Source organism: Aeromonas enteropelogenes (assembly GCF_000819845.1).
Classification (GTDB): domain Bacteria; phylum Pseudomonadota; class Gammaproteobacteria; order Enterobacterales; family Aeromonadaceae; genus Aeromonas; species Aeromonas enteropelogenes.
Genome location: NZ_CDCG01000044.1, coordinates 61,303 through 74,186 on the forward strand (window position 1 = coordinate 61,303; position 12,884 = coordinate 74,186).

General features: G+C 61.6%; 9 protein-coding genes. All 9 read left to right on the forward strand.

Annotated elements, in window-relative coordinates; all coding sequences use genetic code 11:
- The first annotated feature begins 22 nt into the window (after positions 1-22).
- The 9 genes from BN1123_RS19055 (at position 23) to BN1123_RS19095 (ending at position 12,865) form a co-directional block, all read left to right on the forward strand.
- Positions 23-841: a PilW family protein gene (locus BN1123_RS19055; protein ID WP_231555619.1), complete on the forward strand. Its 819-nt coding sequence runs from the start codon at positions 23-25 to the stop codon at positions 839-841.
- Positions 831-1,304, forward strand: a complete 474-nt coding sequence (locus tag BN1123_RS19060; protein ID WP_042029030.1) for a pilus assembly PilX family protein — start codon at positions 831-833, stop codon at positions 1,302-1,304. Before BN1123_RS19055 ends, BN1123_RS19060 begins: the two co-directional genes overlap by 11 nt.
- Positions 1,301-4,147, forward strand: a complete 2,847-nt coding sequence (locus BN1123_RS19065; RefSeq protein WP_156130739.1) for a DUF6701 domain-containing protein — start codon at positions 1,301-1,303, stop codon at positions 4,145-4,147. The genes BN1123_RS19060 and BN1123_RS19065 overlap by 4 nt, the downstream gene beginning before the upstream one ends.
- Positions 4,148-4,353: 206 nt before the next feature.
- A complete protein-coding gene (locus BN1123_RS19070) occupies positions 4,354-5,394 on the forward strand; it encodes a rod shape-determining protein (RefSeq protein WP_005340051.1) in 1,041 nt (346 codons plus the stop codon).
- 42 nt (positions 5,395-5,436) lie between these two features.
- Positions 5,437-6,330, forward strand: a complete 894-nt coding sequence (gene mreC, locus BN1123_RS19075; protein WP_042029031.1) for a rod shape-determining protein MreC — start codon at positions 5,437-5,439, stop codon at positions 6,328-6,330.
- Positions 6,330-6,815 (forward strand): rod shape-determining protein MreD, encoded by a 486-nt coding sequence (mreD, locus tag BN1123_RS19080; RefSeq protein ID WP_026458460.1) that lies wholly within the window; start codon positions 6,330-6,332, stop codon positions 6,813-6,815. The genes mreC and mreD overlap by 1 nt, the downstream gene beginning before the upstream one ends.
- A 2-nt stretch (positions 6,816-6,817) precedes the next feature.
- The gene (locus tag BN1123_RS19085; RefSeq protein ID WP_042029032.1) at positions 6,818-7,405 is read left to right on the forward strand and encodes a Maf family protein; all 588 of its coding nucleotides are present in this window, start codon (positions 6,818-6,820) and stop codon (positions 7,403-7,405) included.
- A gap of 93 nt (positions 7,406-7,498) precedes the next feature.
- A complete protein-coding gene (gene rng / locus BN1123_RS19090) occupies positions 7,499-8,968 on the forward strand; it encodes a ribonuclease G (RefSeq protein ID WP_042029033.1) in 1,470 nt (489 codons plus the stop codon).
- Entirely contained in the window at positions 8,969-12,865 is a 3,897-nt protein-coding gene (locus BN1123_RS19095) for a YhdP family protein (RefSeq protein WP_042029034.1), read from the forward strand. It abuts the gene before it with no gap.
- Positions 12,866-12,884: the final 19 nt, after the last annotated feature.

Genomic DNA, 12,884 nt, shown 5'->3' on the forward strand with positions numbered 1-12,884 from the left:
ACTTGGCGCCCCCCGGCAGTCCGTGCGCGGGTTTACCCTGGTCGAGCTGGTGATGGTGATCCTGCTGCTTGGCATCATGGCGACCTTCAGCAGCCAGTTTATCGGTATCGGCAGCCAGATCTACGGCGAGGCCAGCAGTCGCGAGCAGCTGATGAGCGATGCCCGCTTTGCCATGGAGCGACTCAATCGCGAGGTGCGCGATGCCGTGCCCGGTTCGGTGCGTATTGAAACGGCGACAGGTGACTGGGTGGATAGCGGCACCTGCCTGCGTTTTTGGCCCATCAGTGCCACCAGTCGTTATCTCATCCTGAACCGTGCCGTCTCCGGCAGTGCCGGCACCCTGGAACTCTTGATGCAGACCCCGGCCTCGGCGGCCAATCCGTTGCAGGATGATGGCGATGCCGTGGCGGCAAACCGTGATCTGCTGGTCGTGTTTCCCATCCCCCGCAGCGATGGTGACTCCCTCACACAGGGATGCGTCTATGGCAACTGCGTAGCCAGGGTGAACGCAGTACAGGCACCGGTGACCGGCGTACAAGCGGTTCATTATGCCGCTTCCGAGCTGCTGGATGGCCTCTCCCCCGCCAACCGGGTCTACTTCGCGCGCCAGCAGGTGCGTTATTGCGTGGAAGGGGGTCGATTGCTTCGCAGCAGCGGGCCGATTGACGGGGTTCTCTCCTCTCCGGCTAGCCTGATGGCGGAGTGGATCCGTACCGGCAGCTTCTATCGGGAACCGGCCGCCTTCAATGCCTCGGGGGAGGTTGGTATCCGGTTCGTGTTCGAGCGCAAGGGGGAGTCGGTTACCTTCAACCACAAGATAGGGGTGAGCAATGTGCCCTGACGTGAGAAGGCCGACCCGCGCAAGAGGCAGCGCCCTGATGATCGCTCTGTTCGTCATCGTGGTGATGGCCCTGCTGGCGGCGGCGCTCGGTCGCATGCTGACGGACAGCAGCGAGAAAAATACCGTGGAGGTGCGCAGTGTGCGTGCCTTGCTGGCGGCCCAGAGCGGGCTGGAGATGGCCTTGTCTCAACTATTTCCCAAGCTCCCAGCCGCACCAGCCCCGGCCAACCTCTGCGATCTGGTCAATGTGCCCCCGACCTTTGGCAACGATCAGGGCCTGGCCAGCTGTCAGGTGCGGGTCGAGTGTGTGCAACTCCCCATCACCTATCAGGGAGAGACAGTAAACGGCTATCGTCTGCTCAGCACGGGGATCTGCGGCCAGGATGATCTGGCCAGTGCCAACCCGGATTTTGCCGTCAGTCGCACCTTGGTTATCGAAGTTTTTGATGGAGTATCCCCATGACAATAAAAGGGATGGCGCTGGCCTGCCTGGCGATGTTGGCCTCAGGATGGGCGGTCGCTTTCGATGCGGTGGATATCGGCACCTATTTTCCCGATGTGGTTCAGGGGCATCATGGTGACAACAGCAACCTCTGCCATCAGATCAACTCTCCCCAGTTCAAGCAATACAACAGCAGCCGGATCAATGGCACCCTGGGTAGGGATCTGAAATTTTGCGGCATCAACTCCACTTATGAGCGCCCCGCCACCGGCTGTGATACGGCCTTGGGGGGAAACCGCTATTGCTCCGATACCAACTACGATATTCGTGGCTTGAAAGTCGATGGTTACAACTATTTTCTGGGGAGCAGTGGTGCTGCCGGCAGCGTCTGGAGTTGCAGCAATGGCGACACGCTATCGCTGGGCAGCAACGGCAATCAGTATGGTACAGTGCAGCTCTATGCTCGCTGCACGGCCTCGGTCAGCGCCCGCTACTCGGAGTATCGCTTCAACACTCTGGAGCTTGGTAACGGTGCCCGCTTGGTCCTGACTCAGGGGGATTACTGGGTTGATCGGCTCTCCATCACTGACGGGGGAGAACTCATCCTGCAGGGGGATGCGCGGCTCTTTATCAACAAAAATGCCGTCATCAGCAGTGGCTTGATGAATATGGATGGCAAACGCAGCCTGCTGTTGGTTGCTTATGGCGATCTGACCATGACAGGCAACAGCCAGATCAACGGCTATGTCTACTCCGACAACAAGCTTGCCATGAACAACAATTCCTTGATCAACGGTCGTGTGACCAGCCGCTACCTGTTTATGGAAGGGCAATCGCAGATCAACAAGAAGGACTATGTTGGCGACAGCTTGGATCATTACGAGCTTTACTACCCTTCGCAGTCATTGACCTGCGAAGGGGCATCAATCCAGCTGTTGGCCTGCCAGAACAATAATTGCAGCCAGCGTTACGTCAACGGAGCCCAGGTGACCCTGTCTCCAGCCAGTGGCTGGAGCAGTAATCCGGTGACTATTGGGGCGTCTGGCCTGGCGGCGCTGACTCTCTCCCGCCTGACCAGCGGGAATGTCACCCTGGGACTGACGAGCAGCGCCCCGAGCGCACCATTGCGCTGCTATCGGGACGGAGTGTTTGATAACAGTTGTTCCATGAGTTTTACCGATGCGGCCTTGCGCTTTGATTTCTCTACCTTTTATGCCGGTGACACGGCCAGCACGACGATCCGGGCTATCCGTTCCAACGATGCCGGATCAACCCGGGTCTGCGTCCCCCTGCTGACGGGTAACCAGACCCTTCAGTTTGGCCACGCCAAGCTGGTGTCCGAGCCGACCAGCAGTTCAGTCCCGTCGATCAATGACAGTGCGTTGACGCCAACTGGCAGCGTAAGCGTGCTGTTCGATGGCAACGGGGTGGGCCAGCTGGCGCTGAAGTATCCGGATGCCGGCGTGTTGCGGCTGGATGCCACTTTTCAGAAGAGCGATACCACCGGTACCCTGACCCTGACCGGCAGCGATACGGTGGCCGTGTTGCCAAGTGCCATTCTCTTGCGCGGTCAGGATCAACCGGCCTGTAGTGGTTCGGATGATGCCAGCTATATGGGGAATTGTGGCGTATATCGCAAGGCGGGGGAAACCTACACACTACTGGCTCAGGCGATCAATCGACAGGGCGTGACCACGGTCGGCTTCGGGGCGACAAACTTGCCTTTGCAGTGGGCGACCTTGGCTCCGAGCTCAGGGGGTAGTGGCACACCGTCACCGACATCTCTATCTGTCGCTAACGGTATGAGTCTTACCGCTGCGCAATGGGATGAGGTGGGGGTGCTCAAAGCGGGGGTCAGCAATTTTATCCCCTATCCCGGTTATCAGACCGAGTCACCACAACTGGAGGTGCCTCTGCGCTGGAGCAGTCCCATTGGGCGCTTTGTGCCCTGGGATTTTAATCTGGTTCGCGGGGATATCATCCCGGCCTGTGGCCAGTTCAGCTATATGGGTCAGCCTTTTGGTGTCCAGCTGGAGATCATGGCGCGCAATCGGGCCGGGGGGCAGACTCAAAACTACAAGGATGCCTTTGCCAAGGGCAGTGCTTATCTGACCACGGCCAATGACAGGGATGGTCACTCCCTTTCAACCCGGCTGCGCAGCTTGCCATCCCTTTCCTGGGAAAACGGGTTGGCCCGGCTGGATGATGTGAGCGAGTTTGTGCGCCTCTCCGATACCCAGCCGGATGGGCCCTACCGCTCCTTGTTATTCGGCCTCTATATGCACGATCACGATGGTGACCATACCCTGATTGCCGATCCGGATTTCAACGAGGCGCTGCAGGGAGCGTGCAGCAGCGGCCAGTGCAATGCCAGATTGATCGATTCTGCCGCCATGATCGCCTATTTTGGTCGCGTGAGTGCGGGTACGGAGGCGGGGCTTGCCTCGGCCCCCCTCGCCATTGTCCAGCAGATGCAATATTACCAAGCCGGTAACTGGCAGTTGAACACGCAGGATCAATGTACCGCACTCTCGCTGGCCAATGGGGGATTCAGCTTCCCTGGCGCGGGCCAGCACTTCGATGAAGTCAGCCGGGATCTCGATTTGGGTGATAACCGCAAGATCAGGCTGGGGCTGGGGCGCTCGGCCCCAGGTGGCGTATCTGCCATCGCCAGCGATGGCGAGCTTCTGTTCCACTTCGCCCCGCCCGGGATAGCGGTGCGCATTCCCTACCGGATCGATCTGGCCAGGCAACCTGCGGCACCCCTCTGGCTGAGCGATCCCGATTCCCTGCAGGGGGAGGCCATTTTTGGCTCGGCGCGGGGCAATGACCGGATTATTTATCGACGCGAGGTTTTGAACTGACAGAATCCGACAGGGGGGGACAGGTGAGTACCTTTACCCTGATTTTCGGTTTATGAGCGTTTATAAGCCCGGGACAGTGAGTGACGACTCGCATTTTTGTCGTGTGTGATTGATTGGCGACAGTTTGAGCGCTTGCCCATTGGGGTGGGCATTGGTAAAGTTAGCCGATTTTCTGCACCTCCCAATTCTTAGGATTTCCCGTAGCCATGTTCAAAAAGCTCAGAGGCGTTTTTTCCAACGATCTGTCGATCGACCTGGGAACTGCCAACACCCTGATCTATGTAAAAGATCAAGGGATCGTCCTTAACGAACCCTCAGTTGTCGCCATTCGCCAAGAGCGCGGGAACGCCAAATCGGTCGCTGCCGTTGGCCATGCCGCCAAGCAGATGCTGGGCCGTACCCCGGGCAATATTTCCGCGATTCGCCCGATGAAAGACGGCGTGATCGCCGATTTCTACGTGACCGAGAAGATGTTGCAACACTTCATCAAGCAGGTTCACGACAACAACTATTTCCGCCCCAGCCCGCGCGTGCTGGTGTGCGTACCGTGCGGCTCCACCCAGGTGGAACGTCGCGCCATCAAGGAATCCGCACTGGGCGCCGGCGCCCGTGAGGTTTACCTCATCGACGAACCCATGGCTGCCGCCATCGGTGCCGGCCTGCCGGTCTCCGAAGCGACCGGTTCCATGGTGGTGGATATCGGTGGTGGTACCACCGAAGTGGCCATCATCTCCCTGAACGGTGTGGTCTACTCCCAGTCCGTACGCATCGGTGGCGACAAGTTCGACGAAGCCATCATCAGCTATGTCCGTCGCAACTACGGCAGCCTGATCGGTGAAGCCACCGCCGAGCGTATCAAGCACGAGATCGGCTCCGCCTATCCGGGTGAAGAGGTGCGCGAGATCGAAGTCCGTGGCCGCAACCTGGCCGAAGGGGTACCGCGCAGCTTCACCCTGAACTCCAACGAAATCCTGGAAGCGCTGCAAGAGCCGCTCTCCGGCATCGTCGCGGCCGTCATGGTAGCGCTGGAGCAGTCTCCGCCCGAGCTGGCCTCCGACATCTCCGAGCGCGGCATGGTGCTGACCGGTGGCGGTGCCCTGCTTAAAGACATCGACCGCCTGCTGATGGAAGAGACCGGCATCCCAGTGGTCGTCGCCGAAGATCCCCTCACCTGTGTGGCCCGTGGTGGCGGCAAGGCGCTGGAGCTGATCGATATGCACGGTGGCGATCTGTTCCACTACGAATAAGACCCAAAGCCGGCCAGCGTGCCGGCTCTTTTTTGACGACCCATGAAACCCATTTTTGGTAGAGGCCCTTCGCTTCAGTTACGGTTGTTTCTCGCCGTCATCATCTCTATTGCAGCCATCGTCGCGGACTCACGCTTCGGTGTGTTCACCCATGTCCGCGTCTATCTGAGTTCACTCGTCAGTCCGTTGCAATACATGGCCAATGCCCCCGGAACCCTGCTCGACACCATGTCGACCCAGGTGCAGACCCGGGCCGATCTCATCGAGCAGACCAAGCAGCAGGAGCAGCAGCTGTTCACCCTGCGCTCGCGCCTGCTGAAGATGGATCATCTGGAGCATGAGAACCAGCGCCTGCGCGAGCTGCTCGGTTCTCCGGTGCACAAGGATTCCCGCAAGATGGTGGCCGAGCTGCTGTCGGTGGATTCCGACCCCTTCAGCCACCAGGTGCTGATCAACAAGGGGGCGCTGGATGGCGTCTACAACGGCCAGGCGGTGATCAATGATCAGGGGGTTATCGGTCAGGTGCTGCATGTGGGTTCTACAACCAGCCGGGTGCTGCTCATCACCGACTCCAGCCACGGCATTCCGGTGCGGGTGCTGCGCAACGATCTGCGCGCCATCGCCTCCGGCAGTGGTGAGCTGGACAAGCTGGAGCTGCGCAACCTGCCGCGCAATACCGACGTGCAGGTCGGCGATCTGCTGGTTACCTCCGGCCTTGGCGGACGCTTCCCGGAAGGCTACCCGGTGGCCACAGTGACCCGCTCCGACTATGTGGAGGGTAAGCCCTTCGCCCAGGTCGAGGCCAAGCCGCTGGTGGAGCTTGATCGCCTGCGCTACCTGCTGTTGCTGTGGACTGACAAGAAACCTGACGTACGAGATGATGAGGAAGGCGAACGGGCCGCATCGGCAGCGTCCGCCGCAGGAGCCACCCGCTGATGTTACAACCCGCCAGCGGCAGGGTCTGGATCTGGATTTCCATCCTGCTGGCCTTGAGCCTGTCGATCCTGCCGCTTCCTTTCGAATTTGATCCTTTCCGCCCCGACTGGTTGGCCATGGTGCTGATCTACTGGGCGCTGGCGCTGCCGCACCGAACCAACGTCGGCACCGCCTGGGTGGCCGGCCTGCTGCTGGACGTGCTGCTGGGCAGCACGCTCGGGGTGCGGGCCATGGCGATGGCCATCACCACCTATCTGGCGGCCTTCCAGTTCCAGAAGATCCGCAACTTTTCTCTGTGGCAACAGGCGCTGATCATCGGCGGCCTGTCACTGGTGGGCAAGGTGACGGTATTCTGGGCAGAACACCTGTTCAGCCGGGCCAGCCTCAACTTCGCCTATTTTTGGTCGACGTTGACGACGATGCTAATATGGCCCTGGGTGTTTCTGGTGCTGCGCAAGGTGCGGCGCCGTTTCAATATCAGGTAAATATGAACAAGAACAACGAACCGCAACTCTATCTCGCCTCGGGCTCGCCCCGCCGTCATGAACTGCTGACCCAGCTGGGCTACCGCTTTGAGGTACTCAGGCTGGACGTGCCGGAACAGCGCGAGGAGGGGGAAAAGGCGCAGGATTACGTCTGCCGCCTCGCCCGTGACAAGGCGATGGCCGGGCTGGCGTGTGCGCCGACGGCGTTGCCGGTGCTGGGGGCCGACACCATAGTGGTGCTGGGCGACCGGGTGCTGGAGAAACCGTCCGATCTGCTGGATGCCAAAGACATGCTGGAGGCGCTCTCCGGCAAGGTGCACCAGGTGATGACGGCGGTGGCGCTGGCCACCCCGGAGCGCTGCGACGTGCGGCTGGTCACCACCAACGTGGCCTTTCGCAAGCTGGATGAGGCCGAGATCGAGGCCTATTGGCAAACCGGTGAGCCCTGTGACAAGGCCGGGGCTTACGGCATTCAGGGTATTGCGGGCAAGTTCGTCAGCCGCATCGAGGGGAGCTACAGCGCCGTAGTCGGCCTGCCCCTGCTGGAGACGGATCTGCTGATCAAACACCATCTGGAACAGCTCAAATAATTTCCCGTCAGCTGGGCTCTGCTGCGTCTTCCTTGCGCGAGTTGTGCCGGATTGGCTTCATAGAATTCAAAACTGGAACAGGCAAGGTTACTTATGTCGGTAGAACTACTGGTTAACGTTACCCCCTCCGAAACCCGGGTCGCTCTGGTCGAAAACGGCCAACTGCAGGAAGTGCACGTCGAACGTCAGGCCAAGCGCGGCATCGTCGGCAATATCTATAAAGGCAAGATCAGCCGGGTGCTGCCCGGCATGCAGGCGGCCTTCGTTGATATCGGCATGGACAAGGCGGCCTTCCTGCACGCCTCCGACATAGTCCCGCACACCGAATGCGTGGCGGTGAAGGAGAAGGAGCAGTTCCAGGTCGGCAATATCGCCGAGCTGGTGCGCCAGGGGCAGGATATCATGGTGCAGGTGGTCAAAGACCCGCTGGGCACCAAGGGGGCGCGCCTCACCACCGATATCACATTGCCTTCCCGCTACCTGGTGTTTATGCCGGGCAGCGCTCACGTGGGGGTTTCCCAGCGCATCGAGTCCGAAGCGGAACGGGAGCGACTCAAGCGCACCGTGGCTGGCTATGTGGACGAGCTGGGTGGCTACATCATCCGCACCGCCGCCGAAGGGGTGGGGGAGCAGGAGCTGGAGCAGGATGCCGCCTTTTTGAAGCGCCTGTGGCGCAAGATCCTCGAGCGCAAGCAGAAGTATCCCCCCTGCAAGATCCTCTATGAGGATCCCAGCCTCGCCTTTCGGGTGGTGCGCGACTTCGTCGGCACCGAGCTCGACAAGATCCGGGTCGATTCGCGCCAGAGCTTCGAGCAGCTCAAGCGCTTCACCGAGGAGTACGTGCCCGAGCTCGCCGGCAAGCTGGAATACTACCCCGGCGAGTCTCCCATCTTCGATCTCTACGACGTGGAGAACGAGATCCAGCGCGCTCTGGAGCGCAAGGTGGAGCTCAAATCCGGCGGCTACCTCATCATCGACCAGACCGAGGCGATGACCACGGTGGACATCAACACCGGTGCCTTCGTCGGCCATCGCAACCTGGAAGAGACCATCTTCAACACCAACGTCGAGGCGACGGCGGCCATCGCCCGTCACCTGCGGCTGCGCAATCTCGGCGGCATCATCATCATCGACTTCATCGACATGCAGTCGGAAGATCATCGTCGCCGGGTGCTGCACAGCCTGGAGCAGGCGCTGGCCAAGGACAGAGCCAAGACCAACGTCAACGGCTTCTCCCAGCTCGGCCTGGTGGAGATGACCCGCAAGCGCACCCGCGAGAGCCTGGAGCACGTGCTCTGCTCCGAGTGTCCCGAGTGCAAGGGGCGCGGCCGGGTCAAAACGGTGGAGTCGGTCTGCTTCGAGATCCTGCGGGAGATCATCCGGGTCAACCGCGCCTACGATGCGGATCAGTTCACCGTCTATGCTGCCCCGGCGGTGGCCGACTATCTTCACGGCGAAGAGTCCCACAGCCTCGCGGAGCTGGAAGTCTTCATCGGCAAGCAGGTACGGGTGGTGAGCGAACCTCTCTGTGGTCAGGAGCAGTTTGACGTGGTGATGATGTAATTGGTCTATCGCTGGCTGAGTCGGGGCTGGCTGGCCCTGGGGATCCTGTTCGTACTGCTGGCCATGATGGTCACGCTGGTACGGGTTGGGGGTCCTTTGCTCAATCAGCACCGTCAGGCACTGCTCGATACCCTGCTGGCCGACAGCCAGCTGAAGGTAAGTGTGGGAGAGGTAGGGCTGGATTGGACCCGTGCCGGCCCTGCCCTCGAACTGCAGCAACTCTCCATCGCCCCGGACTCGGGGCGTTTTGCCGTCAAACTGGGCAAGGTCTGGGCCCATCTCGACTTCTGGCGCTCCCTCAACGAACTCAAGCCGGTCTTTGGCGAGTTGATTCTGGGGGATGGGGAGATCACCCTCGATTTCAGCCAGCCGGCCGATAAGACCCCATCCAGCCACGATCCCCAGCAGCGGGCGCTGTTGCGCTTCCTGCTGACCCAGCTCTCCACCTTCGATGTGCTCAATACCCGCCTCAACGTCACCACCGCTCTCGGCGAGCTGCGTGCGCTGGATATCGCCCAGCTGCGCTGGCAGAACCGGGGCAAGCGTCATCAGGGGGTCGGCAAGGCCTATCTCATCAACGGGGTAGGCGAGAGCACCCTCGATCTTATCCTGGATGTGGATGCGTCGAGTACCCGGCTCGATACCCTCAAGGGGCGGCTCTATCTGGGGGCCAGCCAGCTCGACATCACCCCCCTGCTGGCGCGGATCCATGCCGGTGAGCCCAAGATTGCGGGCCAGCTCGACTTCCAGCTCTGGAGCGAGTTTGCCGATGGTCAGCTGGGGGATAGCCTGCTGGCCTTTGGCAACAACTACCTGATCTGGAAAGATCCCAAGAAGCGCAAACTGCATCGCCTCGCCCTCGACGGCGGCAAGATCCAGCTGCGCCGGGATGGCGAGGATTGGCAACTGGCCAGCCACAACGTGACCTTCAAGCTCGATGACAAGCCCTGGCTGCGCAGCCGGTTGCAGCTCGAACGGGTCGGTTCGCGGATCCGCGGCTATGTGCCGCAGATCGATCTCGATCAGGTTACCAACCTGAGCCAGCTGGTCTCCGGCCTCTATCCCGAGCTGGCCGAGACCCTCAAACGCACCAGCCCGAGCGGCAAGATCCAGGATCTCGTCCTGCAGGCAAAGGCCGACTGGCAGGAGCTGTCGCTGAGCGGAAACCTCTCGCACATCAGGGTCAATGCCTGGCAGGATGTGCCCGGGGTGCAGGACCTCAACGGCGAGTTCTGGCTCACCCCGAGCGGCGGCAGCGCCAGGCTGGCGCTGGGCAAGGACAAGCTGGATCCGGCCCGTCACTTCAAGGAAGTGATCCCCATCGACAGCTTCTCGGCCCGCCTCGACTGGTGGCGCGAGTCCCAGGGCTGGGTGCTCTATGGCCAGGACATAGCGCTGGACAACCCGGATCTGCGCCTCGCCAGCCGTTTTCGGCTCGATCTGTTCGAGCACCCCTTTCTCGCCCTGACCGGTCGCATCGACGTCAAGAATGCGGGCAACGCCGATCGCTACTTCCCGCTGCAGGCGATGGACAAGGAGCTGGTGGACTACCTGAGCGGTGCCATCAAGGGGGGCAAGGCGAAGGGGGCCGACCTGCTCTGGTACGGCGAGTTCCGGGATTTCCCCTACAGCAAGGGCGAGGGGATTTTCCAGGTGGCGGTGCCGCTGGAGAAGGCCACCTACGAGTTCTTTCCCGGTTGGCAACCGCTCACCGACCTGCAGATAGATCTCCTGTTCCAGAACGCCAGCCTGGACATGCGCAGCCGTTCCACCCGCCTCGGCAAGGCCAGCTCCGACTCGGTCCATGCCTGGATCCCGGATCTCTATCCGGGGGCCCATCTCTATGTGGATGCCAGGGTGGCGGGCGAGGGCAAGGCCATCAGCGACTACCTGCAGGACTCCCCGCTGGGGGGGACCGTGGGGCAGGCGCTGCGGGAGGTCGAGGTGCGCGGCCCCTTGAAGGGGACAGTCAAGCTGGATATCCCCCTCGATGGCGAGAGCGAGGTGAAGGCGAGCGGCGATGCCACCTTCAACAACAACAAGGTACGGGTTGCCAGCCTGGATCTGCCGCTGGAGCAGGTGCAGGGCAAGCTTGAGTATGACAACGAACAGACCCGTTTCAGCAATCTCAAGGCGACCCTGTGGAACCAGCCGCTGACCCTCAACTATCAGGGCCGTCAGCACCCGGATCGCTATCAGGTCGACCTCGGCTTCAAGGGGGAGTGGGACAGCCGTCGCCAGCCCCCCGCCATCGCCTCGTACGGCATCCTCGCCGGCCGCAGCAACTGGAGTGGAAAGCTCGATCTGGCCCTGCCCGATGACAAGCCATTCAGCTTCCATCTGGCGCTCGACTCCAACCTGCAGGGGATGGGGCTGGACTTGCCCAAACCGCTAAACAAGGCGGCGCCGGACCGGTTGCCGCTCAAGGTGACCGCGCGGGGCCGCGACGGCAGTGCCGACATTCGCGCCGTGCTGGGAGCCGATGTGGATATGCAGACCCGGTTGGTGTACGGCGAGGGGGAACCTCATCTCAGCCGGGTGCGGGTCGATGTGGGGCAGCCCGGTGCCAGGATATTGCGGGATGTGCCCATGTTGCTGGCCATCAACCAGCAGGAGGCCGATGTGGGAGGCTGGCTGGCCCGCCTCAAGCAGTGGCTGCCAGCCCAAGGCAAGGGCGGCAACGCCGTGGTCGGTCCCTCCTTCCTGCCGCAGGATTGGTGGGTGGATGGCCAGCTGGCCCGAGCCAATATCGGCAGCGCCACTCTCAAGGCGACCCGTTTCACCGTGGGGCCGGTCAAGCAGGCCACCGAGGTGATGATCGACAGCCCCGACGTGATGGGGGTGATCCGCCTGCCGGTTGTCCCCAATCAGCCGGTCGATGCCAAGTTTGCCCGCATCTATTGGTCAGGCAAGAGTTCGGATCTGCGCCCCGAGCCCGATGCGAAGCAGGACAAGGCCATCATGGACGCCATCCCCTGGCTCACCTTCAGCTGCGTGGATTGCCGTTTCGGCGAGTTGCCGCTGGGCGAGGTCAAGGGGGAGCTGCTGCCCGGTGCCGACAGGCTGACCCTCAAGGGACTGGACATGCGACTGGCGGGCAGCCAGCTGACCGGCAGCGTCGATTGGCGCAACGATGGCGGGCGGATGCAGACCCGGGCCCGTGGCAAGCTGACCAGCAACAACAGCGAGCTGCTGGTCAAGCGCCTTGGCTATACCTCCCCCATCAGCGACGCGCCGGGCTCACTATCGTTCGATGTGAACTGGCAGGATGCTCCCTATCGTCTGAGCCTGCCCACCCTGGCGGGCAGCGCCAACTACCAGCTGGAGGGGGGGACAGTGCGGGAGGTCAGCGACAAGGGGGCACGGCTGCTCTCATTGCTGAGTCTGGACTCCCTGATCCGCAAGCTGCGCCTCGATTTTCGCGATGTGTTCGACAAGGGCTTCTACTTTGAATCCATGTCGGCCTCGGTCAACATCAAGCAGGGGCAGGTGAGCAACGACGATTTCTACATGAAGGGCGCCGCAGGCAACCTGCGCGGGGAAGGGGTGGCTGATCTGGTGCGCTGGCGGCTCGACTACGAGCTGAGCTTCTCCCCCAATCTGGGGGGAACCCTGCCGGTGGTGGCGGCCTTCTCCCTCACCCCGGTGACCGGCCTCTATGTGCTGGCTCTCTCCAAGTTGCTGGAGCCCGTGGTGGATGTGGTGACCCGCATCGATTTCTGGATCTCCGGTCCCCTCGACGCTCCCAAACTGGTCGAGGCGGGGCGTGACAGGGCCAGGATCAAGCTCAACCAGCAGCAGAAAGAGGCGGTGGAAGAGGTCGCGCCCACCCTGCCTGCCAACGAGGTCAGCCCCTTCCTGCTGACCCCCAAACACAGCGGGCCGGACCAGCGTTGATGGTGCCCCCAATCTCAAG

What these genes read in the sequence shown, in the direction of transcription:
- BN1123_RS19060 (WP_042029030.1), top strand. Translation starts at nt 831, where the DNA reads ATGTGCCCTGACGTGAGAAGGCCGACCCGCGCAAGAGGCAGCGCCCTG.
- BN1123_RS19065 (WP_156130739.1), top strand. Translation starts at nt 1,301, where the DNA reads ATGACAATAAAAGGGATGGCGCTGGCCTGCCTGGCGATGTTGGCCTCA.
- BN1123_RS19070 (WP_005340051.1), top strand. Translation starts at nt 4,354, where the DNA reads ATGTTCAAAAAGCTCAGAGGCGTTTTTTCCAACGATCTGTCGATCGAC.
- mreC (WP_042029031.1), top strand. Translation starts at nt 5,437, where the DNA reads ATGAAACCCATTTTTGGTAGAGGCCCTTCGCTTCAGTTACGGTTGTTT.
- mreD (WP_026458460.1), top strand. Translation starts at nt 6,330, where the DNA reads ATGTTACAACCCGCCAGCGGCAGGGTCTGGATCTGGATTTCCATCCTG.
- BN1123_RS19085 (WP_042029032.1), top strand. Translation starts at nt 6,818, where the DNA reads ATGAACAAGAACAACGAACCGCAACTCTATCTCGCCTCGGGCTCGCCC.
- rng (WP_042029033.1), top strand. Translation starts at nt 7,499, where the DNA reads ATGTCGGTAGAACTACTGGTTAACGTTACCCCCTCCGAAACCCGGGTC.